This window comes from Achromobacter sp. SD115 (genome assembly GCF_017355315.1).
Classification (GTDB): domain Bacteria; phylum Pseudomonadota; class Gammaproteobacteria; order Burkholderiales; family Burkholderiaceae_B; genus Achromobacter; species Achromobacter xylosoxidans_B.
On sequence record NZ_JADIJM010000038.1, the window covers coordinates 17,311 to 42,961 of the forward strand.

The following is a 25,651-nucleotide window of genomic DNA, read 5'->3' on the forward strand; positions in this document are numbered from 1 at the left end:
TCAATCATACATTCTGTACACAACGTCAATAATGGGTTCGTAGCGGCCCGTCGAGGGCTTCGGGAACGGGTTGCAACGGCGGATGCCTGTCTCGACCGCACGGTCGAAGCCGACATTGCCCGAAGAACTGGTCAAGGTGACGCCATTGACCTTCCCGTCGGAACCTAACTGTACCCGGTATTGTGCCGTGGGATTTTCCGATCCGCTGCGGGCCGGGGGCGGATATGCCACCCCGGGTTGTACGCAGGCGCGGACCTTGGCGCCATAGCCGCTGTCACGTCCGCCGCCCGCCTGGTTGCGGTCGGCCGTGCCGCCGGGGATGCCGGCTGCGCCCAGGGCGTCGTTGCGGAAGGCATCCTTCAGCGCCTTGTCGGCGGCAGCCTTCTTGGCGGCTTCTTCCTTGGCCTTCTTCTCGGCTGCAGCCTTTTTCTCGGCGGCAGCCTTCTCGGCGGCGGCTTTTTCGGCCTTTTCCTCGGCCGCCTTGTCGGCGGCAGCCTTTTCGGCAGCGGCCTTCTCCGCCGCCGCCTTCTTGGCGGCGTCGTCCTTGGCCTTCTTTTCCGCGGCCGCCTTGTCGGCGGCGGCCTTTTCAGCCGCGGCCTTCTCGGCAGCAGCCTTGTCGGCGGCTTGGCGTTCCTGCTCCAAGCGCTTCTTTTCCTTCAGTTCGGCCTGCTTGCGCTCTTCCTCGAGGCGCGCCTTTTCTTTGGCGGCTTCGGCCGCCTGGCGTGCCTTTTCTTCCTGCTCGCGCTTCTTCTTGGCTTCCTGCAGCGCGATCTCGGGGTCGACTTCCTCGGTCTTGGGCTGAGCTTCGGGCTCAGGCTTGGGAGGAGGCGGCGGAGGAGGCGGCTCGGGCGCCTTTTCAGGCTCCGGCTTGGGTTCCGGTTTGGGCTGCGGCTTCGGTGGTTCGGGTTGCGGCGTGGGCGGCGGAGAGTCGGGCGAGTTGCCGTCTGCCCAGAGCTGGACCTGGACGGGGCCGGGGCTCTCGGAGCGCCAGTTCACGCCAAAGATCAAGACGATCAGCAGCAGCACGTGCACCGCCACGGCCAGAATCAAAGCCTTCCGGTTGTCGTGGTTGGGCGGGGTGGCCGGGGGGCCGCTGCGGTGTCGGATTATGGGTGGCGTCATGAGCGTTGCATGCCGGCGGCGCCGGCGGAAGGCGTCGCGTTAGCGTTTTTTCGCGGGTGCGGGCTGGGAGCCGCCGGCGGACTGGTCCACCAGCAGGCCCAGGCGGGTGATGCCGTTGGTGCGAAGTTCATCCATGACCTTCACGACCGTCTCATAGGGCACCTTGCCGTCGGCGGCGATGACCACCGGGGTTTCCGCGGTAATGCGCGAACGCACTTGCGCCACCAGTTCGGGGCGCGCGATGTCCTGCATGGTGGCGCCGGGTTCGCGCATGCGCAGGGCGATCTTGCCGTCTTCCGAAATCTGGACTTCCAGCGGCTTGACCGGCACGTCCGAAGCTGCGCCGACCGAGGGCAGCTGGATCAGGCCGGGTGTGATGAGGGGCGCGGTCACCATGAAGATGACCAGCAGCACCAGCATCACGTCGATGTACGGCACCACGTTGATGTCGGCCTTCATGCGGCGGCCGGACCTGCCGCGTGAGCTTACCGAGGGCATTAGCGCACCTGCCGTTGCAGAATGTTCAGGAATTCATCGACGAAGCTGTCGAAACGGATCGAGATGCGATCGATGTCGTTCGTGAAGCGGTTGTAGGCGACCACGGCCGGAATTGCCGCGAACAGGCCGATGGCGGTGGCGATCAGTGCTTCCGCGATGCCGGGGGCCACCGAGGCCAGCGTGGCCTGCTGCATGTTCGACAGGCCGATGAAGGCGTGCATGATCCCCCAGACCGTGCCCAGCAGGCCGATGTAAGGGGACACGGAGCCGGCCGAAGCCAGGAAGTTCAGGTGCGACTCCAGCGAATCCATTTCACGCTGGTAGGCGGCGCGCATGGCGCGGCGCGGGCCGTCCAGCACGGCGGTGGCGTCACCCGCGGCATTGCCGCGGCGGGCTTTCAGGAATTCGGTCATGCCGGCGTCAAAGATGCGGGCCAGGGCGCCTTGCTCATCGCGGCGCGAGGCCACGGCCTGCTGCAGCATGGAGAGGTCGCCGCCCGACCAGAAATCGTCTTCGAAACGGCGGGTCTGGGCGTGGGCCCGCTTGATCGCCAGCCGCTTGGCGAAAATGTAGGTCCAGGACATGATCGAAATGCCCAACAGCATCAGCATGATCAGCTGGACCGGCACGCTGGCGTGCGAAATCAGCGAAAGCAACGACATGTCGTTGGTGACTTGCATGGTTATTCCTGAATGAATTCCAGTTTGGCGCGAACGTCAGCCGGCAACTCCGCCGGCCGCATGTGAATGGCATCGACGCAGCAGACTTGGATGTTGCCTTCGGCAAGCAGTTCCCCGTCGCGTTCCGCGCGTTGCGCGAAGTGTATCGAAGCGCGGCCCAGTCGTGTGACCCGGCTGCGTATGGTAAGTAAATCGTCCAGCCTGGCCGGCTTGCGGTAGGACATGTCCAGGGAGCGGACAACGAATAGCCGTTGCTCGCTGACCGCCAGGTTGGACTGGTTGACTCCCAGGTCGCGCAGCCACTCGGTGCGTGCGCGTTCCAGGAATTTCAAGTAGTTGGCGTAGAAAACCACTCCGCCTGCATCCGTGTCTTCGTAGTAGACACGGACTTGCAGGACGGATTCGGCGGACTTCGGATCGGTCACGATGGATGGCAAAGGGCGGTCGGGACGCGAAAAGTCCGTAGTTACTATAAGGTTTACAGCGTGTCGAGTTTCGTCAGCACGGCTTCAAGCGCGGACTCTACCGGAATCTTGGCCGCTTCGGTTTCCCGACGGGCCTGCAATTCCACCACACCATCGTTCAGGCCGCGTTCTCCAACTGTTACACGCAGCGGCGCGCCGATCAGCTCCCATTCAGCAAACATCACGCCCGGGCGGGCATCGCGGTCGTCCAGGATGACGTCCACGCCGCGCGCCAGCAGCGATTCATAAAGTTTCTGCGCGGTGTCACGCACGGTTTCACTTTTGCCCCAGCCGACCGGGCAGATTACCACTTCGAAGGGGGCGATCGCGCGCGGCCAGATGATGCCGCGGGCATCGTGGTTCTGCTCGATGGCCGCGCCCACGATGCGGGTCACGCCGATGCCGTAGCAGCCCATTTCCAGGACGGCGGGTTTGCCGGTCTCGTCCAGGAAGGTGGCCTTGAGGGCCTCCGAGTACTTCTTGCCCAGGTAGAAGACGTGGCCCACTTCGATGCCGCGCTGGATCGACAGGGTGCCCTTGCCGTCCGGCGAGGGGTCGCCCGCGACCACGTTGCGCAGGTCGGCCACCAGTTCGGGCTCGGGCAGGTCGCGGCCCCAGTTCACGCCCTGGATGTGGAAGTCTTCCTTGTTCGCGCCGCAGACGAAATCGGCCATGTTGGCCACGGTGCGGTCGGCGATGACGTGCACCGGACGGACGGTCTTGACCGGGCCCAGGTAGCCGGGCTTGCAGCCGAAGGCCTCGACGATCTCGGTTTCCGTGGCGAAGCGGAAACCGGCCAAGCCGGGCAGCTTGCCGGCCTTGATTTCATTGAGTTCATGGTCGCCGCGCAGCAGCAGCAGCCAGATGTCGGCGCCTTTCTCGCCGTCGGTGGCCAGCACGATGGATTTGATGGTGCGTTCCAGCGGCAGGCCCAGCAGCTTGGCCACGTCTTCGCACTTGGCGGCGCCCGGCGTGGGCACGTCGGCCATGGCCTGGGCAGGTTCGGCGCGGGTGGGGTACAGGGCCACGGCCTCGGCCAGTTCGATGTTGGCGGCGTAGTCGGTGTCGGCGTTGTAGACCAGCAGGTCTTCGCCGGTGTCGGCGATCACCTGGAATTCGTGGCTGCGGGTGCCGCCGATCGAGCCCGTGTCCGCGGCCACGGCGCGGAATCCCAGGCCCAGACGGCCGAAAATGCGCATGTAGGCGTTGTACATGGTGTCGTAGCTGGCCTGCGCGCCAGCTTCGTCACGGTCGAAGGAGTAGGCGTCCTTCATGGTGAACTCGCGGCCACGCATCAGGCCGAAGCGCGGACGGCGCTCGTCCCGGAATTTGGTCTGGATGTGATAGAAGTTCACCGGCAACTGGCGATAGCTGTGGATTTCGTTGCGCGCGATGTCGGTGATGACTTCCTCGGACGTGGGCTGCAGCACGAAATCGCGCTGGTGCCGGTCCTTGATGCGCAGCAGTTCGGCGCCGTATTGCTCCCAGCGGCCCGATTCCTGCCAGAGCTCGGCCGGCTGGACCACCGGCATCAGCAGCTCGATCGCGCCCGCGGCGTTCATTTCTTCGCGGACGATGGCTTCGACCTTGCGGATGACCTTCAGCCCCAGGGGCATATAGGTGTAGATGCCGCCCGCGAGCTTGCGGATCATCCCGGCCCGGGTCATCAGCTGGTGGCTGGCGACTTCGGCTTCGGAAGGGGCTTCTTTGAGGGTGTTGATGTGGTAGTTGGATGCGCGCATGTTTAAAGGTGGCAGCAGATACGTATAATCGACCGTAATTGTATTGAATTCGGTGGGGGTGGCCCATGCTTGACCGCGAAGGCTACCGCCCCAATGTCGGCATCATTCTCGTCAACGGTAGAAACGAGGTCTTTTGGGGCAAGCGTATCAGGGAACATGCCTGGCAGTTCCCCCAAGGCGGCATCAAGTACGGCGAAAGCCCGGTGCAAGCCATGTATCGCGAACTCCATGAAGAGGTGGGCTTGAAGCCCGAGCATGTCCGTATTTTGGGGCGTACACGCGATTGGTTACGTTATAACGTGCCCGATCACTTCGTCCGGCGTGAGTGGCGCGGCCACTATAAAGGACAAAAGCAGATTTGGTTCTTGTTGCGCCTGGTAGGACGTGACAGCGATGTGTGCTTGCGCGCGACGCAGCATCCGGAATTCGATGCCTGGCGCTGGAGCCAGTATTGGGTGCCCCTGGATGCCGTGATCGAGTTCAAGCGCGATGTCTACACCCAGGCGCTGAACGAGCTGTCGGCTATCCTCTTCCGGCGCCATCACGAAACCCGCTACCTGCGCCAACGGGTGCACGGGCAACGGACGGCAGACAATCTGCCCGAAGGAACGGACGGTCATGCGCATATTGTTGGTTGAAGACGAACGGGACATGGCGTCCTGGTTGATGCGCGCGCTCGCCCAGAGCGGATTCGTGCCGGACCACGCGGCCGATGCCCGAACCGCCGAAGCCTTCATGGCGGGTACCGAATACGACGCCATCGTCATGGACCTGCGCCTGCCCGACAAGCACGGGCTGGTGGTGCTGCGCGAAATGCGCAACCGCGACGACCGCACCCCCGTGCTGCTGCTGACCGCCCAGGGCGCCCTGCAGGATCGCGTGCGCGGCCTGAACCTGGGCGCGGATGACTTTCTGACCAAGCCGTTCGCGCTCGAGGAACTGGAAGCGCGCCTGACCGCGCTGGTGCGCCGCAGCCGTGGCCGCCAGCATCCGCGGCTGCAATGCGGTTCGCTGTCCTACGACAGCGAAAGCCGCGCCTTCACCCTGGATGGCTCGCTGCTATTCCTGACCCCGCGCGAACATGCCGCCCTGGCCGCCCTGCTGACCCGCAGCGGCTATCCGGTGGACAAGTCCCAGCTGTTCGGCAAGGTCTTCACCCACGACAGCGAAGCCAATCCGGACGCCATCGAGGTCGTGCTGCACCGGCTACGCAAGAAGCTGACCGGCAGCGACGTGCGTATCGTCACCGTGCGCGGGCTGGGCTACATGCTGGAAAGCGTCGCCAGCGAGTCCGCGGAATCCTGAGTGAGGCTGCGGCTATCCGAGCTGCCGCGTGTGGGCATCCGCGCGCTGCTGATCATTCTGCTGCTGCCCGGCGTGATCATGCTGCTGGTGGTGGACAGCGTGAACGACTACCGCACCCTGGCCGAGATCACCAACGAAGCCTACGACAGCGCCCTGGTGGAGCCGGCCCGGGTGCTGGAAAGCAGCCTGGAATTCACGCCTGACGGCAATCTGCAGGTCGCCACGCCGCTGTACGCGCAGGTGATGCTCGAGTCCCGCGCGGGCCTGCGCAAGTACTTCCGCATCGAAGAGATCGACCCGCCCCTGCCCGACGGCGCCGCGGTGCCCACGGCCCCGGGCAAGACCCTGCTGGGCATGCCGGAAATGCCGCGTCCGCCCAGCTGGCCGCGATCCAACAGCCAGCCTATTTTCTACGACAGCGTCTATCGCAACGATCCCGTGCGGGTCGTCGCGGTGGTGCGGGATCTGTATTACCAGGGGCAGCACCGGCAGGTACTGGTGGTCGTGGCCGAAAGCACCGGCAAGCGTATCGAAGCCGAGAACAACGCGCGGCGCCAGGAAATCCTGCGCGACACGCGCATGCTGGCGCTGGTGGCGCTGCTGGTGTGGTGGGGCGTGTCGTGGGCGCTGAAGCCGCTACGCCGGCTGCGCAACGATATCCGTGCGCGCCGCCCGGATGACCTGACGCCGCTGGACGCCTCGCGCGTGCCCAGCGAAGTGGCGCCGCTGGTCGATGCGGTCAATCACCATATCGCCCGCTACCGTCGCGTCCTCGATGAACAATCACAATTCCTGGCCGATGCCTCGCATCAGCTGCGCACGCCGCTGGCCATCATGCTGACCCAGGCCCAGTACGCCCTGCGCGAGCGCGATCCGGCCCGCGCGCAGGAAGGCCTGCGCGGCATCGTCGACCAACTGGGCCGCACGCGCCGCCTGACCGAGCAGTTGCTGTCCCTGGCCCACGCCAATCAGGCCGATCAGCTGCCGCGGCAGTTGCTGGGCATGAACGCCGTGTCGCGCGAGGTGGTGCTGCAATACCTGCCGCTGGCGCACGAAAAGCAGCAGGACCTGGGCTGGGTGCAGGCCGGCTCCGAAGAGGGGCTGGAGATCCCCGCGCCGGTTTCGGGCAACGAGGCCGAACTGCACGAGGCGCTTTCGAACCTGGTGCACAACGCCATCCATTACGCCCCAGTTGGCGCGCGCATTACCGTATCGGTCTGCTGCCACGCCAACCGCGCCGAGGTTGCCGTGTCCGACAACGGGCCGGGGCTGGACCCGATACTGCGCCAGCGGGCCTTCGCGCGTTTCGAACGCGTCGGCACGGACAAGCCGGTCGCCTCGTCAGGGTCCGGCCTGGGGCTGGCGATCGCCCGCGCCTATGCCCGCCGCAACGACGGCGACATCGAACTGCGCGACGGCGAACCCAACGCCCAGGGGGGCGTAGGACTGGCTTCCGTGCTGTGGTTGCCGCTCGCGTCCACCGTCTCGCAGTATCCGCGTCCGCTCGATGTCGAGCTCAAGGGCGATCAGTAACTTCTCCGCATTTCCGCTTTCATCCGCAGCTTCCGTTCAGGGATAACCCCCGAATTCAGGATCGCGACAGCGCACAGAAAGCGGATTAGCAGCTTCCTTCCGTAATCTGCGTCCGGGCCTGTCGCCAGGACCCGGGTCGCGCTCGCTTCGAGCGGCACATCCCCGGGCAGGCGCGCGGCCGCACCACGAAGGAGGATGAAGTGCAAAAGACAATCAATAGAAAGGACTATTACGGCGGAGCGCTGATGGTCCTCATCGGGCTGGGGGCAATCTACGGCGGGACCGACTATCACATCGGCACCTTGAGCCACATGGGACCCGGCTTTTTCCCTGCGGCGCTCGGCGGTCTGCTGGCGCTGACCGGCGTGCTGATCGCCATCTCGGCGCGCTCGGGCGAATCGTCGGCGCCGCCACCCGGCGACGGCCACGGCCATGGACTGCCGGATTTCCGCGGCGGCGCCTGCATCCTGCTGGGCATCCTGGCTTTCCTGCTGCTGGGCCATTACGGCGGCTTGCTGCCCGCTACGTTCGCCATCGTATTCATCTCTGCGCTGGGCGACCGCAAGAACACGATCAAGCAGGCCATCCTGCTTTCGGTCGCCATGACCGCCATCGCGGTCGTCGTCTTCTGGTGGGCGCTGCAGCTGCAGCTTCCCCTGTTTCGCTGGGGTTGAAGCGCCATGATTTCGCAATCCTTGATGGACCTCTGGTACGGCTTCGGGGTCGCCTTCCAGTGGCATAACCTGATGTGGTCGTTCTTCGGCGTGCTGGTGGGCAACCTCATCGGCGTGCTGCCCGGCATGGGCGCGCTGTCAGCCATTTCCATTCTGCTGCCGCTGACCTACGTGATGCATCCGGTGCCCGCCATCCTGATGCTGGCCGGCATTTTCTATGGCTCGCAGTACGGCGGCGCCATTGGCGCGATCCTGCTGAATCTGCCTTCGCACCCGCCGCACGCGGTCACCTGCCTGGACGGCTATCCGCTGACCAAGCAGGGCAAGGGCGGAACAGCGTTGGGCATCACGATGATCTGTTCGTTCTTCGCCGCATCGGTGGGGATCATTGTCATGATCTTCGCTTCGCCGCTGCTGGTGGAAGTCGCGTTCAAGTTCGGTCCGACCGAGATTTTCTCGATCATGCTGCTGGGTCTGTTGGCCGGCGCCACGATGTCGCGCGGCTCGCCGCTCAAGGGCGTGGCAATGACCTTGTTCGGCCTGATGTGCGGCGTGGTGGGCACGGACGTGAACACCGGCACCATCCGCTTCTCCTTCGGTCTGCTGGACCTGTCCGACGGCCTGGAACTGGTGGCGATTTCGATGGGCCTGTTCGGCGTGGCCGACTTCCTGATGAGCGTCAACCGCATGACCATCATCGGCAGCGGCGCCAAGCTGCGCCTGCGCGACATGCGGCCCAGCAAGCAGGAACTCAAGACTGCTTTCTGGCCCATGGTTCGCGGCACGGCGGTGGGCACGCTGTTCGGCGCCATGCCCGGCACCGGTCCCACCATCACCACCTTCGTGGCCTATGCGCTGGAGCGCAAGATCTCCAAGACGCCCGAGAAATTCGGCACCGGCATGATTGCCGGCGTGGCTTCGCCCGAAGCCTCTTCGCACTCCAAGACGCAGGTCGACTTCATCCCCACGATGAGCCTGGGCATTCCCGGCGACGCGGTGATGGCGCTGATCCTGGGCGCGCTGCTGATCCAGGGCATCCAGCCCGGCCCGCAGCTGATCACCGAGCATCCGGACATCTTCTGGGGCCTGATCGCCAGCTTCTGGGTGGGTAATGTGCTGCTCATGGTGCTGAACGTGCCGCTGATCGGCGTGTGGGTGAAACTGCTGCAGGTGCCGTACCGCTACCTGTTCCCGTCGGCGCTGTTCTTCATCGCGGTGGGCGTGTTCAGCACGCAGAACAGCCTCTTCCAGATTTGGGAAGTGCTGGCGTTCGGCGTGATCGGCGCGATCCTGATGACGCTGGAGTTTTCCGTCGCGCCCATCCTGCTCGGCTTCGTGCTGGGGCCAATGGTCGAAGAGAACTTCCGCCGCGCGCTGTTGCTGTCCCGTGGCGATCTGGCGGTATTCGTGGAACGGCCGATCAGCGCCTGGTTCATTGGCGCAAGCGCCTTGCTGATCTTCCTGCAAGTGTGGGCATTCCTGCGCCGCAACAAGAACAAGGACAAGAGCAAGCCCGAGGTGCCGCAAGCGGCCTGAGCGCGGCTGCCCTCAGCCTGAACACGGCCCGGCATCTGCCGGGCCGTTTGATTTGTGGGGCGGCATCCCTCATGCTTGAGCCTTCCCGAGCCTGCACTCAGAGCCATCATGCACATACTCTTTGCCTGCCCCCACCACGATCCCGCCGCCTGGGTTCCGCTCCTGGAAGCCGCCATGCCCGGCTGTCGCATCTCCGTGTGGAACCCTGACGGCCCGCCCTCGGGCGCGGAAGCCGCCCTGGTCTGGCGTCCACCGGCAGAGCTCTTCGCGCACGAGACCGGCCTGAAGACGCTGTTCAATCTGGGCGCCGGCGTCGATGCCTTGCTGAAGATGCCCGAGATCCCGCCGCATGTGCGCATCGTCCGCCTGGAGGACGCGGGCATGTCGGTGCAGATGGCCGAGTACGCGCTGTACGCGCTGCTGCGCGTCTCGCGCGATTTCGAAGACTTCGATCATGCGCAGGCGCGCCAGCATTGGGACACTCGCGAAGGCTCGCGCCAGGCGGACTGGCCGGTCGGCGTGCTGGGGCTGGGGCAGGTGGGCGCGCGCGTGGCGCAGATCCTGGCCCAGTTTGGCTATCCCGTGGCCGGCTGGTCGCGTTCGCCGCGCGAGATCCCGGGCGTGGAGTCCTACGCGGGCGAAGCCGCCTTGCCGGCGTTCCTGGCCCGCACGCGCTTCCTGGTGAACGTGCTGCCGCTCACGCCGGACACGATCGGCATCCTCAATCGCGACACGCTGTCGCAGCTTCTGCCGCATGCGCATCTGGTCAACGTGGGCCGCGGCGAACATCTGGTCGAAGACGATCTGGTGCAGATGCTTGAAGAAGGCGAGATCGACGGCGCCACGCTGGACGTCTTCCACACCGAGCCCTTGCCCAAGGACCATGCGTTCTGGCGCGATGCGCGCGTGCACGTCACGCCGCATATCGCGGCGCGCACCTTGCGCGACGAAAGCATCCGGCAGATCGCGGACAAGGTTGCGCAACTGCAGCGCGGCGAATCCATCACCGGCGTGGTAGACCGCTCGCGCGGCTACTGAGCCGGGGGCAGCGGGGCCTTTTCCAGCCGCTGGTACATGGCGGGCAGGCGCTCCGACAGGAAATCGAGCAGGGCGCGCACGGCGGGCATCATGCCCCGCCGCGACGGATAGATGCAATGCACGATGCCTTCGGGCGACTGCCACTGCGGCAGGACCTGCACCAGCTGGCCGCGCCGCAGCTGTTCATGCGTGGCGATCGAAGGCAGCAGGGCGATGCCGCGACCGCGCACCGCGGCCTCGGTCAGCACGATGAAGTCGTTGCAGGACAGCTGCGGCTTCAATTCCACATGCACCTCTTCGCCCTTGTCGTTGCGCAACGGCCAGCGCACTTCGTTTTGCGGATCGCTGAAACTCAGCGTGGTATGCGTGGCGAGATCTTGCGGCGTATCGGGCGTGCCGTGGCGCTGCAGGTAGCTGGGGCTGGCGACCAGCGTGCCGCGCGCCGTGCCGAAGTGGCGCACGACCAGCTCGGCGTCCGTATCCAGCTTGGTGCGTACGCGCAGGGCCAGGTCCACGCCTTCGCGGATCAGGTCCACGCGGCGGTTGGTCACCAGCAATTGCACCGACACGGCGGGCCAGGCGTCCAGGAACTCGGGCAGCAGCGGCGACAGCACGTCCTGCGCGATGGACACCGGGCAGCTCACGATCACAGGGCCGGTGGGCTCCGCCTGCAACTGTCGCATGGCGTCGTCCGCCGCGCGCGCCGAGGCGGCCATTTCACGGCAATAGTGCAGATAGCGTTCGCCGGCCGAGGTCAGGCGCAAGCGGCGCGTCGTGCGTTGCAAGAGGCGCACGCCCAGGCTTTCCTCCAGGTGCGAGATCCGGCGCGACAAGCGGGATTTCGGGATATCCAGCGCCCTGGCCGCCGCACTGAAGCCTCCCTGCTCGACCACCTGGGAGAAGTAATAGAGATCGTTGAGATCTTGCATAATTGTTCTATTCCTGGAACGAATAGTTCATCATAACCGTATTTATGTGAACAATTAAGCGGTCTACAGTGACGCCATGCACTCGGGATCTGATCAAAGCCTACGGATCCTGACCGCCCGCAGCGAGCGGGCCCTCACTGGAGAAATTTGCAATGAAGACCCTGGTTATCCTTTCCTCTATTCTCGGCGATCGTTCCAACAGCAAGCAATTGGCCGATCACCTGATCAACCGCGTCAAGGCGTCCAACCCGGCCGCGGCCATCAAGGTCCGTGACCTTGGTGCGCAACCCATCCCGTACTTCGACGGCAACACCGCCGGCGCGCTGTTCACCCCGGCGGATGCCCGCAGCGTGGAACAGCAACGCCTGGTTGAGATGAGCGACACGCTGGTCGCCGAAGTGATGGAGGCCGACCGTATCGTCTTCGCCGTTCCGGTCTACAACTTCAACATGCCGGCGCAGTTCAAGAGCTATCTCGACCATCTGGCGCGCGCCGGCATCACCTTCCGCTATACCGCCGAAGGCGTGCCGGAGGGACTGGTCAAGGGCAAGCAGGTGTTCGTGCTGACCGCCCGCGGCGGCAAGGCCGAAGGCACGCCCTCGGATACGCTGACACCTTACCTGCGCCAGATGCTCGCCTTCCTGGGCATGACTGACGTCAACTTCATCGCCGCCGAAGGCATGGCCATGGGCGAAGTGGCTGCGCTGGAAGGCATTGCGCAGGCCAAGCAGCGTATCGATGCGCTGCTGCCCGTCGTGCAACAGGACAGCCTGGCCGCTTAAGCGCAGGCGCCCAAAGCAAAGGCGAGCCGCGCGGCTCGCCTTTTTTCTTGCCGTGAAGGCCAGGCTCAGTCGCGCAGGCGCTTGATCAGGCTGGACGTATCCCAGCGGCTACCGCCCATCTTCTGGACGTCGCCATAGAACTGGTCCACCAGCGCCGTCAGGGGCAGGCGTGCGCCGTTGTGGCGGGCTTCGGCCAGCACCAGGCCCAGATCCTTGCGCATCCAGTCCACCGCGAAACCGAACTCGAACTTGTCGTCGACCATGGTGCCGCCGCGGTTCTCCATCTGCCAGCTCTGGGCCGCGCCCTTGCTGATCACGTCCAGCACGAGTTTCATGTCCAGATCGGCCGCCTGGCCGAAAGCGATGGCTTCGGACAGCCCCTGCACCACGCCCGCGATGCAGATCTGGTTGACCATCTTGGCCAACTGGCCCGCTCCCGGAGGGCCCACCAGCGTGACGGCGCGGCCAAAAGACTGCGCCACGGGCTTGATCGCATCGAACACGGCCTGTTCACCGCCGCACATGATGGTCAGCACGCCATTGACCGCGCCCGCTTGTCCGCCCGACACCGGGGCATCGACGAAATTCAGGCCGAGGTCCTTCGCTTGCGCGTAGAGCTCGCGCGCCACGTCGGCGGACGCGGTGGTGTGGTCGACGAAGACCGCGCCCGGCGCCATGCCCGCGAAGGCGCCGTCCGGTCCCAACACGACGCTGCGCAGGTCATCGTCATTGCCCACGCAGGCGAACACGATTTGCGCGCCGGCCACGGCCTCGCGCGGCGTGGCCGCGCTCTTGCCGCCGAACTCGGCGACCCAGGCCTGCGCCTTGGCGGGCGAGCGGTTGTAGACCGTGACCTCGTGTCCCGCGCGCGCCAGATGGCCGGCCATGGGCAGGCCCATCACGCCCAAACCGAGGAAAGTGACTTTCTGGGCTACGACAGCGTCGTAGCTCTTGGTACCGATCGTTGCCATGCAGGGAACTCCGCTTTATGAAGTTAGGGGCATCAGGGGCGCTGGCGCCTGTAAACAGGTCCTAACCTTAACGCAATCAAAAGCCCGCGGCGAGTCCATCGCGCCGGCTGTCGCTGGCGCTGACATATCCGTCCACGGCCGGGTCGCCCAGGCGCCAGATGAATTGACCCGATCCGAAATCCATGTAGGGGTCCGCCATGCTTTCGAGCACGTGGCCGCGGGTGCGCAGCCCCTCGGCGACCGCCGGGGCCATGCCGGCCTCCACGTCCAATGACAGCCCGTGGTTCCATTTCCAGCGAGGCGCGTCGCAGGCGGCTTGCGGCTGCTGCCCGTAGTCCAGCATCCGCACCAGCGCCTGCACCTGCCCCTGGGGCTGCATATTGCCTCCCATGACCCCGAAACTCATGACGGGGGCGCCATTACGCATCAGGAAACCGGGGATGATGGTGTGGAAAGGGCGCTTGCCGCCCGCCACCGCATTGGGGTGGCCGGGATCGGTACTGAAGCAATGACCGCGGTTCTGCAGGCTGACGCCCGTACCCGGCACCACCACGCCGGAACCGAAGCCCATGTAGTTCGACTGGATGAAGCTGACCATCATGCCGCACTTGTCGGCTGCGGTCAGGTAGACGGTGCCCCCGCGCGGCGCATGGCCGCTGGCTGGAGCCTGTGCCGCGTTGAGGTCGATCAGGCGCGCGCGCTGCGCCAGATAATCCGCAGCCAGCATCTGTTCGGGCGTGACGCGCATGTGGCGCGCATCGGCCACGTGATCGTAGACATCGGCGAAGGCCAGTTTCATCGCCTCGACCAGCAGATGCTGCGTCTCGGGATGGTCCACCGGGCGGGCCGCCACGTCGAAGTATTGCAGGATGCCCAGGGCGATCAGGGCGGCGATGCCCTGGCCATTGGGTGGAATCTGATGCAGCGTGTGGCCGCGATACGCCTGGCTGATCGGCGTGACCCATTGCGGCGCGTAATCGCGCAGGTCCGCCAGCGTCAGGGCGGCGTCGTGGGCCTGCGCATGGGCCACCAGCTTGTGGGCGGTTTCGCCTTCGTAGAAGTCCCTGCCGCCGCTGGCCGCGATGCGCTTGAGCGTGGCGGCCGCGCCTTGCAGCACGAAGTGCTCGCCGACTTGCGGCGCGCGCCCGCGGGGCAGGAAATGCTCGGCGAAGCCCGGCTGCGGCTGCAGCACATCGGCTTGCGCCGCCCATTTCTGCTGCACGATGGGCGACACGGCAAAGCCGCGCTCGGCGTACTCGATGGCGGGCGCCAGCACGTCGGCATAGGCCAGGCGGCCCAGTTTTTCATGCAGGGCGGCCCAGCCGGCCACGCAGCCCGGCACCGTCACGCTGTCCCAGCCCCGGGCCGGGATGGCGCCCTGATGCTTGCGCCGGAAATAATCCATGTTCCATCCGGCCGGCGCCGTGCCCGAGGCATTCAGCCCATGCAGTTTGGAGCCGTCCCAGACGATGGCGAAACAATCCGATCCCAGCCCGTTGCTGACCGGCTCCGTCAGGGCCAGCGTGGCGGCCGCGGCGATCGCCGCGTCGACGGCATTGCCGCCTTGCGCCAGGATCCGCAGGCCCGCCTGCGCGGCCAGCGGTTGCGAGGTGGCAACCACGTTGCGTGCGAACACCGGGCGCCGGGTAGTGGGATAAGGGTTGTTCCAGTTGAAATTCATCTCGAATCGTCGCGTGGGGTAAACCCCTAGCTTAACGTACGCGAACGGCGTTTGAACATAATCCGTATTGAGTAGTATCGATCCGTAGCGTTTGTCGGACTGGATTCCGTGTGCGCAAAGAAAAACCCCCGGGCGGAACCCGGGGGCTTTCAGGGCGGGACTGCCGCAGGGCGGCAGGCTGCGCCTTACTCTTCTTCGACGAAGGTCTCTTCGCGCTTCTTGCGGATCGCGGGCAGGGCCACCAGGATCACCAGGAAGACGGCGATGGCCAGCAGCGAGGCCGACAGCGGACGCGTCACGAAGGTCGTGAAGTCGCCGCGCGACAGCAGCAGGGCGCGACGGAAGTTCTCTTCCATCATGGGGCCCAGCACCAGGCCCAGCAGCAGCGGTGCGCCTTCGCACTTCAGCTTGGACCAGACGTAGCCGATGATGCCGAAGATGGCGGTGGTGAAGATGTCGAACGTGTTGTAGTTCAACGAGTACACCCCGATCGTGCAGAACACCAGAATCGCCGGGAACAGGATGCGGTAGGGCACCTTCAGCAGCTTGACCCACAGGCCGATCAGCGGCAGGTTCAGCACCACCAGCATCAGGTTGCCGATCCACATCGAGGCGATCAGGCCCCAGAACAGCTCCGGGTGGCTCGTCATGACTTGCGGGCCGGGCTGGATGTTGTGGATGGTCATCGCGCCGACCATCAGCGCCATCACGGCGTTGCCCGGGATACCCAGGGTCAGCAGCGGGATGAACGAGGTCTGGGCCGCAGCGTTGTTCGCCGATTCCGGGCCAGCCAGGCCGGCCGGGTGGCCCTTGCCGAAGCGTTCCGGATTCTTCGAGATCTTCTTTTCCAGCGTGTAGGAAGCGAACGACGACAACACGGCGCCACCGCCCGGCAGAATGCCCAGGGCCGAACCCAGGGCCGTGCCGCGCAGCACTGCGGGAGCGGCTTCCTTGAATTCCTGCTTGTTGGGATACAGCGAGCCGATCTTGTCGGTGATGTCGACGCGGTTTTCCTTCTGCTCGAGGTTGGTCATGATTTCGGCGAAGCCGAACACGCCCATGGCCACGATGGCAAAGTCGATGCCGTCCTGCAGTTCGGGGATGCCGAAGTCGAAGCGGGCAACGCCCGAGTTCACGTCGGTGCCGACCATGCCCAGCAGCAGGCCCAGCAGGATCATCGCGATAGCCTTGGGCAGCGAACCCGAAGCCAGCACCACGGCGCCAACCAGGCCCAGGCACATCAGCGAGAAGTACTCGGCGGGGCCGAACTTGAACGCGACTTCAGCCAGCGGGGGCGCGAAGGCGGCCAGCAGCAGCGTGGCCACGCAGCCTGCGAAGAACGAACCCAGCGCGGCAATCGCCAGCGCGGCGCCAGCACGGCCATTGCGGGCCATCTGGTGGCCGTCCAGCACGGTCACCACCGCGGACGTTTCCCCTGGCAAAGCCACAAGAATTGCCGTCGTGGAGCCGCCGTATTGGGCGCCGTAGTAGATGCCTGCCAGCATGATCAGGCCGGCCACCGGGGGCAGCACGTACGTGATCGGCAGCAGCATGGCGATGGTCGGGACGGGGCCGATGCCCGGCAGCACGCCGATCAGCGTGCCCAGGATGCAGCCCAGCAGTGCGTAAAGCAGGTTCTCGGGCGTAAATGCCACCGAGAAGCCCAACATCAGGTTGTCAAACAATTCCATGACCGGGTGCTCCTTAGTTCATGCCCAGAAACGACGGCCACAGCGGGAAAATCAGCCCCAGCCCCTTGACGAACGCCAGATACGAGAACAGCACCAGGAAGATGCCGTTGGCGACGGCGACCTTCAGGCTGAATTCGTGGCTGGCCAGGCTGCTGACGACAACCAGGACGAATACCGAAATGTAGATGCCCAGCAGCTTGAGGATGAAGCCGTAGAGCACGACCGATCCGACCACCAGGAACACGATGCGCCAGTCGAATTTGTCGACGTGAGTGTCGTGCGCCTTCTTGGACATCGAGCCAAGCAGCACGATGGCGCCCAGCAATGCCAGAACAATGCCTAGCCAGAAAGGAAAATACCCTGGGCCCATTCGGGCGGCAGTACCCATTTGGTAGCTGCTGGCCTGCCAGGCGAATCCCAGTCCAAGGGCGATGAACATCACCCCCGACCAGAAGTCCTGTCGATTGCGTAGCTGCATGATTGGTTGGCTCCTGTTTACAGCATGTAGATAAAAAAGGTCTGTGGCCAATCCCGCCGACAGGCGAGTGACAGGCACAAAAAAGGCACTTCGGGGTGCCGTTTGTTCTTATGAAAGCTAAGGCTGGGATTCTTGAAAGGGCGAATGGTAATGGACGTCCGCCACGCTGCAAACCCTGTAAGGTCGGTGAAAGGCTGGGGTTTTCCCTAAAATTCGGGAACTCCCGACCCCGAGTTGTAACGGGTCAGGAAGTTTGAGGGCTTTTTGAAAGCTAAGTGAAAGTTTATAGAAAGAAAGACGAAAGCAGGATCGGCCGGATGCGTGGCTTTCGAATGAGTGAGGGATAAATCCTACTGAATATTGCCGGGTTTCTCACCTTGCGTGAAGAGACCACGTTCAACTCAGGATGGTTTACGATAGCGCCCATGCTGCAAGATCTAGACCAACTCGCCGCCCGCATTGGGCAACTGGTGCAACGCACCCGCCAACTCCACGCAGAGCGTGACGCGTTGCGCCAACGCCTGAATGACACCGAAGCTGAGCAGCGTGTGCTCAAGCAGCGCGCCGCCGAGCGCGAGGCCGAGATCGTCACGCTACAGAGCAAACTTCAGGATCACGACGGCGCGGTCACCGCCATGCTCGAGCAAGCCCAGCAGGCTGAGGTCTCGCTGCGCGAACAACTGGCCCGCGAGACCTCCGAACGCCAGTCGCTCGAATCGCGTTTTTCCGCCCGCGAAACCGAATTGCAAGGCAGCTTGCAGACCCGCGACACCGAATTACAGCGCTTGCGCGTGGCCGCCGCATCGGCCCGCGAGCGCATTGACGCCGTGCTGGCCCGCCTGCCGGGCGCACCGTCTGGAGAGCAACACTGATGGAACGCGTAGATGTCACCATACTGGGGCGCGACTATTCCCTGGCGTGTTCCGCCGAAGAGAAACCGACACTGTTGGCGGCCGTGCGTCATGTGGACCAACTGATGCTGCGCATCCAGGGCACGGGCAAGGTCTCCAGCAATGAACGCATCGCCGTGATGGCCGCGCTGCAAGTCGCGGGCGAACTGCTCGCCATGAAAGCGCCCGATGGTCCCCTGGGCGGTTTGGCGGTCGGCGACTTCAAGCGTAGAATTGAGGACATGAACGCAGTACTCGATGACGCCTTGTCGGGTCAGGAAAAACTGCTCTGACAGTTCATAAGCAGTATTCAAGTATTTTCAGTTTGTCCCTGCCGTGTCCGTGACTAGGCCATACATTCTCTGAACCTATGTCTTTTGGCATATTGGTTGCGGGAGTGCAGAGCTGGAGTGATCGTCTCCCGTAGACGAACCCGACGCTCTTCGGAACGCGACCACCTTGAACCTCAGGGTTCGAGATGCCGGCCTTGACGGCACAGGCGGGGCATCTATCCCAGCGGGCCTGCCATAAGAGCAGGTCCGCCCCGGGCGCCTCACCACTCCCTCTTCGTCCTCCCTCCTAGGACCAGTCCATGTTCAAACACCCAGTTTTCTCGCTGACCAAACTCGGCGCGGCGTGCGCAACCGTGGCCGCTCTGAGCGCTGCGCCGCTCGCGCATGCGCAGACCCAGGCGCCCGCTGCCGCCACCGAAGCGGCCGCCAACCGCGCGCCGGAACTGACTCTGCAGGCTAACGCGTCTTCCGAGGTCAAGCAGGATACGGTGCGCATTTCCTTGTCCGCTGAAGTCGAGGCGCCCGACCAACCGGCCGCGGGCAAGAAGCTGAGCGCTGCCCTGGACGACGTGGTCAAGCGCGCGCGCGACGTCAAGGGCGTGGAAGTGCGCACCGGCGGCTACAACGTCTGGCCGAACACTTCCAGCAAAGGCAAGATCGGCTCCTGGCGCGGCCAGGGCGAAGTGATCCTCGAATCCAAGGACTTTGAAGCCGCCGCCGCATTGGCCTCCAAGCTGTCCGACAAGACAGCCATTTCCAACATCAGCTTCCTGCTGTCGCGCGAGGTGCGCGAAGCTGAAGAGCGCAAGCTGCTGAAGGAAGCCGCGCAAGCCTTCAAGGACCGTGCGTTGGCCGCGGCCAACGCCTTCGGTTTCTCGGGCTACCGCCTGTCCAAGCTGGAACTGGGCGGTTCCGGCGGTCCGGTACCGATGCCGCGCATGATGGGCGCCGCGGCCATGTCCAAGGATGCCTCGGGTGGCTATAGCCCGGACGTGCCGCTGGAAGCGGGCAACGTCACGGTCAGCATCGCGGTCAACGGGACGATCGTTTTGCAGTAAGACTGAACATGATGGCGCCCAGGGCGACCATCGGCACGGACAGCCACTGTCCCATGCTCAAACCGCCCGCGAGCAGGCCCAGGAAGTTGTCCGGCTCGCGGGTGAATTCCACCAGGAAGCGGAACGTTCCGTAGCCCATCAGGAAGAGCCCGCTCACTTGTCCCAACGGGCGCGGCTTGCTCGAAAACCACCACAGCAGCGCAAACAGCACGATGCCTTCCAGGCCCAGTTCATAGAGCTGCGAAGGGTGGCGCGCCAGGCCGTCGCCGCTGCCAGGAAACACCATGGCCCACGGCACATCGGTGGGCCGGCCCCAGAGCTCGCCGTTGATGAAGTTGCCCAGGCGGCCGAAGCCCAGCCCCAACGGAATCAGCGGTGCAATGAAATCGCTGACCGCAAAGAACGGCAGCTTCTTCTTGCGCGCGAACAGCAGCATCACCACGATCACGCCGATCAAGCCGCCATGGAACGACATGCCGCCCTGCCACAGATACGCCACTTCCAGCGGATGGGACAGGTAATACGAAGGCTTGTAGAACAGTACATAGCCTAGCCGTCCGCCCACCACCACGCCCAGCACGCTATAGAAGATCAGGTCTTCCAGGTCCTTTACGTTCAGCGATGTGGTGTGGCCGCTGGTGATGCGCCGGCGTCCCAGCAGGTACACCAGGGCAAAGCCCACCAGGTACATCAGTCCGTACCAGTGGATGGCTAGCGGCCCGATCTGCAGGGCGACGGGATCAAATTGGGGATATTGCAGCATGTTCTGCCCGACACAATAAAGTTGAATGATAATAACCGGCGAACATTGAAGATTCGCGCGCAAGCGAGCCAGTTCCCCCGGGGCGGTCGCCATGTCCGAGCCCCGTCGGCCGACAGGAGACAGACCATGCCGCACAACGAACGTTCCCGCCATATCACTCACGGTGTCGCGCGCGCGCCCAACCGCGCCATGTATTACGCGCTGGGCTATCAGGAAACCGACTTCGAAAATCCCATGATCGGCGTGGCTAACGGCCATTCGACGATCACGCCATGCAACAGCGGCCTGCAGCGCCTGGCCGACGCCGCCATCGACGCCATCCGCGCGTCCCGCGCCAATCCCCAGGTGTTCGGCACGCCCACCATTTCCGACGGCATGTCCATGGGCACCGAGGGCATGAAGTACTCGCTGGTATCGCGCGAAGTCATTGCGGACTGCATCGAGACCGCCGCGCAAGGGCAGTGGATGGACGGCGTGGTGGTGATCGGCGGCTGCGACAAGAACATGCCGGGCGGCATGATCGCGCTGGCGCGCACCAATGTACCTGGCATCTATGTCTACGGCGGCACCATCAAGCCCGGCCACTACAAGGGCAACGATCTCACCATCGTCTCCGTCTTCGAGGCGGTGGGCGAATACACCATGGGCCGCATGCCCGAAGAGGACTTCAAGCAGATAGAGAAATGCGCGATTCCGGGTTCGGGATCCTGTGGCGGCATGTATACCGCCAACACCATGAGCTCGGCGTTCGAAGCCATGGGCATGAGCCTGCCATATTCCAGCACCATGGCTAACGAGGACGAAGAAAAGGTCGTTTCCGCGGCGGAGTCGGCGCGCGTGCTGGTCGAGGCGGTCAGGAAAGGGCTGCGCCCGCGCGACATCATCACGCGCGAATCCATCGAAAATGCGGTGTCCGTCATCATGGCCACGGGTGGCTCCACCAATGCCGTGCTGCACTTCCTGGCGATTGCGCACGCCGCGGAAGTGCCGTGGACCATCGACGACTTTGAACGTATCCGTAAGCGCGTGCCGGTGCTGTGCGACCTGAAACCGTCCGGCAAATACGTCGCCACCGACCTGCATCGCGCCGGCGGCATTCCGCAGGTCATGAAGCTGCTGCTCAATGCCGGCTTGCTGCATGCGGACTGCATCACCATCACTGGCAAGACCATCGCCGAGACCTTGGCCGGCGTGCCCGATGCGCCCAGGGCGGACCAGAACGTCATCATGCCGCTGGACCGGGCGCTGTATCCGCAGGGCCATCTTGCCATCTTGAAAGGCAATCTCTCGCCCGAAGGCTGTGTTGCCAAGATCACCGGCCTGAAGAACCCCGTCATCACGGGCCCGGCGCGCGTCTTCGATTCCGAGGATGACGCCATGACAGCCATCATGGCGCGCGAAATCCGCGATGGCGATGTGGTGGTCATCCGCTACGAAGGCCCCAAGGGCGGTCCCGGCATGCGCGAAATGCTCGCGCCTACCTCCGCGCTGGTCGGCCAGGGGCTGGGCGAAACCGTGGGGCTGATTACCGACGGACGCTTTTCCGGCGGCACCTGGGGCATGGTCGTGGGCCATGTCGCGCCCGAGGCGTTCGTGGGCGGCCCCATTGCGCTGATCCGCGAGGGCGATTCGGTTACCATCGATGCCCACAAGCTGCTGTTGCAGCTCAATATCAGCGACGAAGAAATGGCGGCTCGTCGCCAGGCCTGGGTGCAGCCCCGGCCGCGTTATACACGCGGTGTGCTTGCCAAATTCGGCAAGCTCGCCAGCACCGCGAGCCGTGGGGCAGTTACCGATGCATTTGAAGAGTAGTCTGTTGTTGGCCGCCGCCTGCGTGCTGGGCGCGGGGGCGGCGCAAGCGCAAACCACCGGCTTGGACCTGGCCAAGAACAAAGCCTGTATGGCCTGCCACCAGGTCGAAGCCAAGCGCGTGGGGCCGCCGCTCAAGAGCGTGGCCGAACGCTATGCGGGGCAGGGCGACGCCATGGTCGATTATCTGGCGGGCAAGATCCGTGGCGGCGGCCGCGGCGCCTGGGGTGCGGTGCCCATGCCCGCGCAAACCCAGGTCAGCCCGGACGACGCCCGCGCGCTGGCCGAATGGATCTTGTCGCTGGCGCCGCCCAAGCAGTAGTCTTATTGTCTGCACCCCGCGCATGCAATCCGGGGGCACCAGGCCGCACTCCGCGGCCGCCTATCAAGAAGGAATCGTCATGGCAGAACAACCCTCTCCGGGCAACGAAGTCGCCGTACTCGGCGGCGGCTGCTTCTGGTGCGTCGAAGCGGTGTTCACCGAGCTGCGTGGCGTCAAGAGCGTGTTGCCCGGCTACAGCGGCGGCCATGAGGACAACCCCAGCTATGAACAGGTCTGCGGCAAGGGCACGGGCCACATCGAGGTCGCCCGGGTGGAATTCGATCCCGCCGAGCTGTCATACAGCGATTTGCTGCGCGTATTCTTCGCGACCCACGATCCCACTACCCCGGGCCGCCAGGGCAACGACGTCGGCCCGCAATACGAATCCGCCATCTTCTGGCAGAACGAAACGCAGCGCGAGCAGGCACAAGCGGTCATCGCCGAGGTCGAGGCGCAGAAAGTCTATGACGCGCCCATCGTGACCCGCTTGCTGGCGCCGGCCAAGTTCTGGCAGGCCGAGGACTATCACAGCAACTACTTCGCCCTGCATCCCGAGCAAGGCTATTGCCAGTTCGTGATCGCGCCCAAGGTCGCCAAATTCCGCAAGCAATTCCAGGACCGGCTGCAGAAGTAGCAAGCGAAAAAAAACCTCACCAAAGGTGAGGTTTCAAAGCCAGCGCCGATGCCTGGGCACCGGGCGCTGGCGGGGGAAGTCTTTACTCGACGGTCTTCACCACGCCGCGGCGCATCTGGTCCAGCTCGATCGATTCGAACAGGGCCTTGAAATTGCCTTCGCCGAAGCCGTCGTTGCCCTTGCGCTGGATGATCTCGAAGAAGATCGGGCCGATCTGGTTTTCGGTGAAGATCTGCAGCAGCAGGCCGCCGCCGGGGGCGCCGTCCAGCAGAATGCGGTTCTTTTGCAGGCGCGCCACGTCCTCGCCGTGATTCGGCAGGCGGCGGTCCAGCAATTCATAGTAGGTTTCCGGCGTATCCAGGAACACGACGCCGTTCTGGCGCAGCGCCTCGATGGTGCTGTAGATGTCTTCCGTGGACATGGCAATGTGCTGGATGCCTTCGCCGCGGTACAGGTCCAGGTATTCCTGGATCTGGCCTTTCTCTTCCGTGCCTTCTTCGTTGATCGGAATGCGGATGTTGCCGCAAGGCGAGGTCATGGCCTTGGACTTCACGCCCGTCACCTTGCCCTCGATGTCGAAGTAGCGCACTTCGCGGAAATTGAACAGGCGTTCGTAGAACTCGGCCCATTCCGCCATGCGTCCCTTGTGCACGTTGTGCGTCAGGTGGTCCACCAGCGTCAGGCCGGCGCCGCGATGATTCAGGTCGGCCTGGGCGTTCTGCGGATCCACGGGTACGAAATCCACGTCATAAATGCTGATGTCGCCGATGCCGCCGTGGCCGTCCTTGCCGCTCCAGCGGTCAACCAGGTAGATCAGCGAATCGCCGATGCCCTTGATCGCCGGAATGTTCAGCTCCATCGGGCCGCTGTGGGAATCGAAACCCCATGCGCCCAATTCCAGCGCGCGCTTATAGGCAGCGTTGGCGTCCTGCACGCGAAAGCCGATCGCACAGATCGACGGGCCATGCAGGCGCGCGAAACGTTGGGCGAAGGAATCCGGCTCGGCGTTGATCAGGAAATTCACGCCGCCCTGGCGGTACAGGGTCACGTCTTTGTGGCGGTGCTTGGCGATGGCCTTGAAGCCCAGCAGCTCAAACACTTTGCGCAGCGCGACGGGGTCCGGCGCGGCGTATTCAATGAACTCGAACCCGGCGGTACCCATCGGGTTGTCCCAGGGTTGGAAAGCGCTGCTCATAAGTCTGCTCCCTTGCATCGTTTTTAAGGACGACTTGTTCTTCAAGTCTAGACGGAGATTGTAGGAAGGAACGACGGGCAGACAATTGCAAACATGTCGCGAAAGCCGCTTGGTTGAGCAATAATATTGCCGTACACAAAACATTCAGGGCTGAAAATGTCTGACATTGAGCTAGATAGGACAGATATACGGATTTTGGCTGAGCTGCAGCGGGATGGCCGCCTGAGCAACCAGGAGCTGGCCGACCGGGTGTCGCTCTCTCCCAGTCCCTGCCTGCGCCGGGTTCGCCGGCTCGAGGAGAAGGGGTTCATCAAGAAGTACGTCGCGTTGATCGACGCGGGGAAGGTAGGTCTGGGCCTGCTCGCCTACGTGAATATCCGCCTGAACAAGCACAGCGGGTCCAGTCATGCACCCATGAGCGACTTCGCGCGCGACGTGCAACTCTGGCCCGAGGTGGTCGAGTGCTATGCCATGTCTGGCGATATGGACTACCTGCTGCGCATACAGGTCGCCGACCTGGCGCATTTCTCCCGGTTCGCCATGGATACGTTGATGCGTCACCCCGCCGTGGTCGACATGCGCTCATTCTTCGCGCTTCAACAGATCAAGGAAACCACGGAGCTCAGGCTGTAGTTGCCGCGCTTTGTCGCCCTCTATATATATAGGCGCCGTTGAAATGGGCCGGTGCGGATGTTCCGGTGTGTCCCCTAAAAATTCATCTTCTTGAAAAAAAGGTGCCACTTCCGCGGGTTAGGAAAAATTCCGTGCTATAGTCTCGCTCCTTCGCGATTCGGGAAGTTCTGAGACGCGAAGCCAAGCAAGCACACAGGCCAGCATGGGCAACCAAGCCTGACCTGCCGTCAGGCGATCAGCAATGGAAGCCCAGCGGTTATTGCAGGGATTGCGGCAAATCAGGCAGAAGCCAGTTGCACAATTCGCAAAAATAGTGCTATAGTCTTGGGCTTGGCTGGTGATGTTAATTGAGGGTTTACCCTTTGATCTCAGCCACTCAATGGCGGTAACCGATCCCTGTGTTCCGGGGTCGCGACTGAGGCGAAAGTCTGGTTGCGGGGTTGCAAGATAGGGTGCAAGTTAGGCAAAAGCCGGTTGCGCAATCTGCAAAAATCGTGTTATAGTCTTGGGCTTGGCAGTTGCCGAAGGATTAGGGTTAACCCTGATATTTCGATAGCTGCTAAAGAGAGGCGGACCTGAAGAGGTCGCAGGCAAGAAAGCGAAACGATGGATGTGACGCTGACTTGACAAGCGATAAAAACTTCTTCATAATCTCGTTTCTCTGCTGCAAACAACGCGGCGCCAGCGAAAGCGGCGTAGCGAAGCGAGCAGGCAGTAAGTAGTACAGAATTTGGCAGTACCGCTCTTTAACAATTAAACAACCGATAAGTGTGGGCGCTTGATGCGAGTGCAGTGTGACTTCGGTCACAAGCACAATGAAATCAAGTGCTCACTAGAAGTGAAGTACCTTAGACGTCAAGTTTAAGAACATACCTCACTTCCTTTGAGTAGCGACGTATGACCTGGTTCGGATTGGTGTAAATCAACCTG

Annotated in this window: 26 protein-coding genes and 1 other RNA gene; 15 read left to right on the plus strand and 12 right to left on the minus strand. The window is 63.6% G+C overall.

The window, feature by feature from the left end; genetic code table 11:
• Genes tolA through IPU70_RS31490 form a run of 5 tightly spaced genes read right to left on the minus strand, consistent with a single transcriptional unit; the run spans nucleotide 1 to nucleotide 4,506 of the window.
• Entirely contained in the window at nucleotides 1–1,122 is a 1,122-nt protein-coding gene (gene tolA / locus IPU70_RS31470) for a cell envelope integrity protein TolA (RefSeq protein ID WP_207473489.1), read from the minus strand.
• Between the two features lie 39 nt (nucleotides 1,123–1,161).
• Nucleotides 1,162–1,620 (minus strand): ExbD/TolR family protein, encoded by a 459-nt coding sequence (locus IPU70_RS31475; RefSeq protein WP_041652194.1) that lies wholly within the window; start codon nucleotides 1,618–1,620, stop codon nucleotides 1,162–1,164.
• The gene (gene tolQ, locus IPU70_RS31480) at nucleotides 1,620–2,300 is read right to left on the minus strand and encodes a protein TolQ (protein ID WP_013391494.1); all 681 of its coding nucleotides are present in this window, start codon (nucleotides 2,298–2,300) and stop codon (nucleotides 1,620–1,622) included. Before tolQ ends, IPU70_RS31475 begins: the two co-directional genes overlap by 1 nt.
• A 2-nt stretch (nucleotides 2,301–2,302) precedes the next feature.
• On the minus strand, nucleotides 2,303–2,725 hold the full coding sequence (gene ybgC / locus IPU70_RS31485; RefSeq protein ID WP_088138355.1) for a tol-pal system-associated acyl-CoA thioesterase: 423 nt from the start codon (nucleotides 2,723–2,725) through the stop codon (nucleotides 2,303–2,305).
• A 53-nt stretch (nucleotides 2,726–2,778) separates the two neighbouring features.
• Nucleotides 2,779–4,506, minus strand: a complete 1,728-nt coding sequence (locus tag IPU70_RS31490; RefSeq protein WP_207473491.1) for a proline--tRNA ligase — start codon at nucleotides 4,504–4,506, stop codon at nucleotides 2,779–2,781.
• Nucleotides 4,507–4,571: 65 nt separating this feature from the next.
• Between IPU70_RS31490 and IPU70_RS31495 the strand changes: the two genes are divergently transcribed.
• The 6 genes from IPU70_RS31495 (at nucleotide 4,572) to IPU70_RS31520 (ending at nucleotide 10,592) form a co-directional block, all read left to right on the plus strand.
• Entirely contained in the window at nucleotides 4,572–5,144 is a 573-nt protein-coding gene (locus IPU70_RS31495; protein ID WP_207473493.1) for an RNA pyrophosphohydrolase, read from the plus strand.
• Nucleotides 5,125–5,811, plus strand: coding sequence for a response regulator (locus IPU70_RS31500; RefSeq protein ID WP_013391498.1), 687 nt, complete (start codon nucleotides 5,125–5,127; stop codon nucleotides 5,809–5,811). The genes IPU70_RS31495 and IPU70_RS31500 overlap by 20 nt, the downstream gene beginning before the upstream one ends.
• A gap of 30 nt (nucleotides 5,812–5,841) precedes the next feature.
• Nucleotides 5,842–7,344: a sensor histidine kinase gene (locus IPU70_RS31505; protein WP_207473560.1), complete on the plus strand. Its 1,503-nt coding sequence runs from the start codon at nucleotides 5,842–5,844 to the stop codon at nucleotides 7,342–7,344.
• A 245-nt stretch (nucleotides 7,345–7,589) separates the two neighbouring features.
• The gene (locus IPU70_RS31510; RefSeq protein WP_207473562.1) at nucleotides 7,590–8,018 is read left to right on the plus strand and encodes a tripartite tricarboxylate transporter TctB family protein; all 429 of its coding nucleotides are present in this window, start codon (nucleotides 7,590–7,592) and stop codon (nucleotides 8,016–8,018) included.
• A 6-nt stretch (nucleotides 8,019–8,024) separates the two neighbouring features.
• Nucleotides 8,025–9,554, plus strand: a complete 1,530-nt coding sequence (locus tag IPU70_RS31515) for a tripartite tricarboxylate transporter permease (RefSeq protein WP_013391501.1) — start codon at nucleotides 8,025–8,027, stop codon at nucleotides 9,552–9,554.
• Nucleotides 9,555–9,662: 108 nt separating this feature from the next.
• Nucleotides 9,663–10,592, plus strand: coding sequence for a glyoxylate/hydroxypyruvate reductase A (locus IPU70_RS31520; protein WP_207473495.1), 930 nt, complete (start codon nucleotides 9,663–9,665; stop codon nucleotides 10,590–10,592).
• Here IPU70_RS31520 and IPU70_RS31525 read toward each other — a convergent pair.
• Nucleotides 10,586–11,521 carry a LysR family transcriptional regulator gene (locus IPU70_RS31525; RefSeq protein ID WP_088138358.1) on the minus strand — a complete coding sequence of 312 codons (936 nt, stop codon included), beginning with the start codon at nucleotides 11,519–11,521 and terminating at the stop codon, nucleotides 10,586–10,588. The two genes, IPU70_RS31520 and IPU70_RS31525, sit on opposite strands and share 7 nt — an antisense overlap.
• Nucleotides 11,522–11,673: 152 nt before the next feature.
• Between IPU70_RS31525 and IPU70_RS31530 the strand changes: the two genes are divergently transcribed.
• Nucleotides 11,674–12,303, plus strand: a complete 630-nt coding sequence (locus IPU70_RS31530) for an FMN-dependent NADH-azoreductase (RefSeq protein ID WP_207473505.1) — start codon at nucleotides 11,674–11,676, stop codon at nucleotides 12,301–12,303.
• Nucleotides 12,304–12,368: 65 nt separating this feature from the next.
• Here IPU70_RS31530 and IPU70_RS31535 read toward each other — a convergent pair whose 3' ends face one another.
• The 4 genes from IPU70_RS31535 to IPU70_RS31550 all read right to left on the minus strand — a co-directional run bounded on the left by IPU70_RS31535 (nucleotide 12,369) and on the right by IPU70_RS31550 (nucleotide 17,124).
• On the minus strand, nucleotides 12,369–13,274 hold the full coding sequence (locus IPU70_RS31535) for an NAD(P)-dependent oxidoreductase (RefSeq protein ID WP_207473513.1): 906 nt from the start codon (nucleotides 13,272–13,274) through the stop codon (nucleotides 12,369–12,371).
• Nucleotides 13,275–13,350: 76 nt separating this feature from the next.
• Nucleotides 13,351–14,955: a gamma-glutamyltransferase family protein gene (locus IPU70_RS31540; RefSeq protein ID WP_207473522.1), complete on the minus strand. Its 1,605-nt coding sequence runs from the start codon at nucleotides 14,953–14,955 to the stop codon at nucleotides 13,351–13,353.
• Nucleotides 14,956–15,140: 185 nt separating this feature from the next.
• Nucleotides 15,141–16,646, minus strand: coding sequence for a tripartite tricarboxylate transporter permease (locus IPU70_RS31545; RefSeq protein ID WP_013391507.1), 1,506 nt, complete (start codon nucleotides 16,644–16,646; stop codon nucleotides 15,141–15,143).
• Between the two features lie 13 nt (nucleotides 16,647–16,659).
• Nucleotides 16,660–17,124, minus strand: a complete 465-nt coding sequence (locus IPU70_RS31550) for a tripartite tricarboxylate transporter TctB family protein (protein ID WP_013391508.1) — start codon at nucleotides 17,122–17,124, stop codon at nucleotides 16,660–16,662.
• 425 nt (nucleotides 17,125–17,549) lie between these two features.
• Between IPU70_RS31550 and IPU70_RS31555 the strand changes: the two genes are divergently transcribed.
• The 4 genes from IPU70_RS31555 (at nucleotide 17,550) to IPU70_RS31570 (ending at nucleotide 19,365) form a co-directional block, all read left to right on the plus strand.
• On the plus strand, nucleotides 17,550–17,996 hold the full coding sequence (locus IPU70_RS31555) for a hypothetical protein (RefSeq protein ID WP_207473524.1): 447 nt from the start codon (nucleotides 17,550–17,552) through the stop codon (nucleotides 17,994–17,996).
• Nucleotides 17,996–18,307: a cell division protein ZapA gene (locus IPU70_RS31560; RefSeq protein WP_006388757.1), complete on the plus strand. Its 312-nt coding sequence runs from the start codon at nucleotides 17,996–17,998 to the stop codon at nucleotides 18,305–18,307. The genes IPU70_RS31555 and IPU70_RS31560 overlap by 1 nt, the downstream gene beginning before the upstream one ends.
• A gap of 32 nt (nucleotides 18,308–18,339) precedes the next feature.
• Nucleotides 18,340–18,524, plus strand: a non-coding RNA gene (ssrS, locus tag IPU70_RS31565) — 6S RNA.
• An 82-nt stretch (nucleotides 18,525–18,606) separates the two neighbouring features.
• Nucleotides 18,607–19,365 carry an SIMPL domain-containing protein gene (locus IPU70_RS31570; RefSeq protein WP_207473538.1) on the plus strand — a complete coding sequence of 253 codons (759 nt, stop codon included), beginning with the start codon at nucleotides 18,607–18,609 and terminating at the stop codon, nucleotides 19,363–19,365.
• Here IPU70_RS31570 and lgt read toward each other — a convergent pair.
• Nucleotides 19,340–20,128 (minus strand): prolipoprotein diacylglyceryl transferase, encoded by a 789-nt coding sequence (lgt, locus tag IPU70_RS31575; RefSeq protein WP_013391511.1) that lies wholly within the window; start codon nucleotides 20,126–20,128, stop codon nucleotides 19,340–19,342. The two genes, IPU70_RS31570 and lgt, sit on opposite strands and share 26 nt — an antisense overlap.
• Nucleotides 20,129–20,254: 126 nt before the next feature.
• Here lgt and ilvD point away from each other — a divergent pair, with 126 nt between their 5' ends.
• The 3 genes from ilvD to msrA all read left to right on the plus strand — a co-directional run bounded on the left by ilvD (nucleotide 20,255) and on the right by msrA (nucleotide 22,893).
• Nucleotides 20,255–21,940, plus strand: a complete 1,686-nt coding sequence (ilvD, locus tag IPU70_RS31580; RefSeq protein ID WP_207473540.1) for a dihydroxy-acid dehydratase — start codon at nucleotides 20,255–20,257, stop codon at nucleotides 21,938–21,940.
• Nucleotides 21,924–22,259 (plus strand): c-type cytochrome, encoded by a 336-nt coding sequence (locus tag IPU70_RS31585; RefSeq protein ID WP_054458538.1) that lies wholly within the window; start codon nucleotides 21,924–21,926, stop codon nucleotides 22,257–22,259. The genes ilvD and IPU70_RS31585 overlap by 17 nt, the downstream gene beginning before the upstream one ends.
• 79 nt (nucleotides 22,260–22,338) lie before the next feature.
• Complete coding sequence (gene msrA, locus IPU70_RS31590; protein WP_207473554.1) at nucleotides 22,339–22,893, plus strand: peptide-methionine (S)-S-oxide reductase MsrA; 555 nt, start codon at nucleotides 22,339–22,341, stop codon at nucleotides 22,891–22,893.
• An 82-nt stretch (nucleotides 22,894–22,975) separates the two neighbouring features.
• On the opposite strand, the gene hppD is transcribed toward msrA, so the two are convergent.
• Nucleotides 22,976–24,088, minus strand: a complete 1,113-nt coding sequence (gene hppD / locus IPU70_RS31595; RefSeq protein ID WP_207473556.1) for a 4-hydroxyphenylpyruvate dioxygenase — start codon at nucleotides 24,086–24,088, stop codon at nucleotides 22,976–22,978.
• A gap of 156 nt (nucleotides 24,089–24,244) precedes the next feature.
• Between hppD and IPU70_RS31600 the strand changes: the two genes are divergently transcribed.
• The gene (locus tag IPU70_RS31600) at nucleotides 24,245–24,721 is read left to right on the plus strand and encodes an Lrp/AsnC family transcriptional regulator (RefSeq protein ID WP_013391516.1); all 477 of its coding nucleotides are present in this window, start codon (nucleotides 24,245–24,247) and stop codon (nucleotides 24,719–24,721) included.
• Nucleotides 24,722–25,651 lie beyond the last annotated feature (930 nt).

What these genes read in the sequence shown, in the direction of transcription:
- IPU70_RS31500 (WP_013391498.1), top strand. Translation starts at nt 5,125, where the DNA reads ATGCGCATATTGTTGGTTGAAGACGAACGGGACATGGCGTCCTGGTTG.
- IPU70_RS31530 (WP_207473505.1), top strand. Translation starts at nt 11,674, where the DNA reads ATGAAGACCCTGGTTATCCTTTCCTCTATTCTCGGCGATCGTTCCAAC.
- ilvD (WP_207473540.1), top strand. Translation starts at nt 20,255, where the DNA reads ATGCCGCACAACGAACGTTCCCGCCATATCACTCACGGTGTCGCGCGC.
- IPU70_RS31475 (WP_041652194.1), bottom strand. Translation starts at nt 1,620, where the DNA reads ATGCCCTCGGTAAGCTCACGCGGCAGGTCCGGCCGCCGCATGAAGGCC.
- IPU70_RS31535 (WP_207473513.1), bottom strand. Translation starts at nt 13,274, where the DNA reads ATGGCAACGATCGGTACCAAGAGCTACGACGCTGTCGTAGCCCAGAAA.
- IPU70_RS31490 (WP_207473491.1), bottom strand. Translation starts at nt 4,506, where the DNA reads ATGCGCGCATCCAACTACCACATCAACACCCTCAAAGAAGCCCCTTCC.
- IPU70_RS31600 (WP_013391516.1), top strand. Translation starts at nt 24,245, where the DNA reads ATGTCTGACATTGAGCTAGATAGGACAGATATACGGATTTTGGCTGAG.
- tolQ (WP_013391494.1), bottom strand. Translation starts at nt 2,300, where the DNA reads ATGCAAGTCACCAACGACATGTCGTTGCTTTCGCTGATTTCGCACGCC.
- IPU70_RS31570 (WP_207473538.1), top strand. Translation starts at nt 18,607, where the DNA reads ATGTTCAAACACCCAGTTTTCTCGCTGACCAAACTCGGCGCGGCGTGC.
- IPU70_RS31550 (WP_013391508.1), bottom strand. Translation starts at nt 17,124, where the DNA reads ATGCAGCTACGCAATCGACAGGACTTCTGGTCGGGGGTGATGTTCATC.
- IPU70_RS31495 (WP_207473493.1), top strand. Translation starts at nt 4,572, where the DNA reads ATGCTTGACCGCGAAGGCTACCGCCCCAATGTCGGCATCATTCTCGTC.
- IPU70_RS31540 (WP_207473522.1), bottom strand. Translation starts at nt 14,955, where the DNA reads ATGAATTTCAACTGGAACAACCCTTATCCCACTACCCGGCGCCCGGTG.
- IPU70_RS31510 (WP_207473562.1), top strand. Translation starts at nt 7,590, where the DNA reads ATGGTCCTCATCGGGCTGGGGGCAATCTACGGCGGGACCGACTATCAC.
- lgt (WP_013391511.1), bottom strand. Translation starts at nt 20,128, where the DNA reads ATGCTGCAATATCCCCAATTTGATCCCGTCGCCCTGCAGATCGGGCCG.
- IPU70_RS31585 (WP_054458538.1), top strand. Translation starts at nt 21,924, where the DNA reads ATGCATTTGAAGAGTAGTCTGTTGTTGGCCGCCGCCTGCGTGCTGGGC.
- msrA (WP_207473554.1), top strand. Translation starts at nt 22,339, where the DNA reads ATGGCAGAACAACCCTCTCCGGGCAACGAAGTCGCCGTACTCGGCGGC.
- IPU70_RS31560 (WP_006388757.1), top strand. Translation starts at nt 17,996, where the DNA reads ATGGAACGCGTAGATGTCACCATACTGGGGCGCGACTATTCCCTGGCG.
- IPU70_RS31515 (WP_013391501.1), top strand. Translation starts at nt 8,025, where the DNA reads ATGATTTCGCAATCCTTGATGGACCTCTGGTACGGCTTCGGGGTCGCC.
- tolA (WP_207473489.1), bottom strand. Translation starts at nt 1,122, where the DNA reads ATGACGCCACCCATAATCCGACACCGCAGCGGCCCCCCGGCCACCCCG.
- IPU70_RS31520 (WP_207473495.1), top strand. Translation starts at nt 9,663, where the DNA reads ATGCACATACTCTTTGCCTGCCCCCACCACGATCCCGCCGCCTGGGTT.
- hppD (WP_207473556.1), bottom strand. Translation starts at nt 24,088, where the DNA reads ATGAGCAGCGCTTTCCAACCCTGGGACAACCCGATGGGTACCGCCGGG.
- IPU70_RS31525 (WP_088138358.1), bottom strand. Translation starts at nt 11,521, where the DNA reads ATGCAAGATCTCAACGATCTCTATTACTTCTCCCAGGTGGTCGAGCAG.
- IPU70_RS31545 (WP_013391507.1), bottom strand. Translation starts at nt 16,646, where the DNA reads ATGGAATTGTTTGACAACCTGATGTTGGGCTTCTCGGTGGCATTTACG.
- IPU70_RS31555 (WP_207473524.1), top strand. Translation starts at nt 17,550, where the DNA reads ATGCTGCAAGATCTAGACCAACTCGCCGCCCGCATTGGGCAACTGGTG.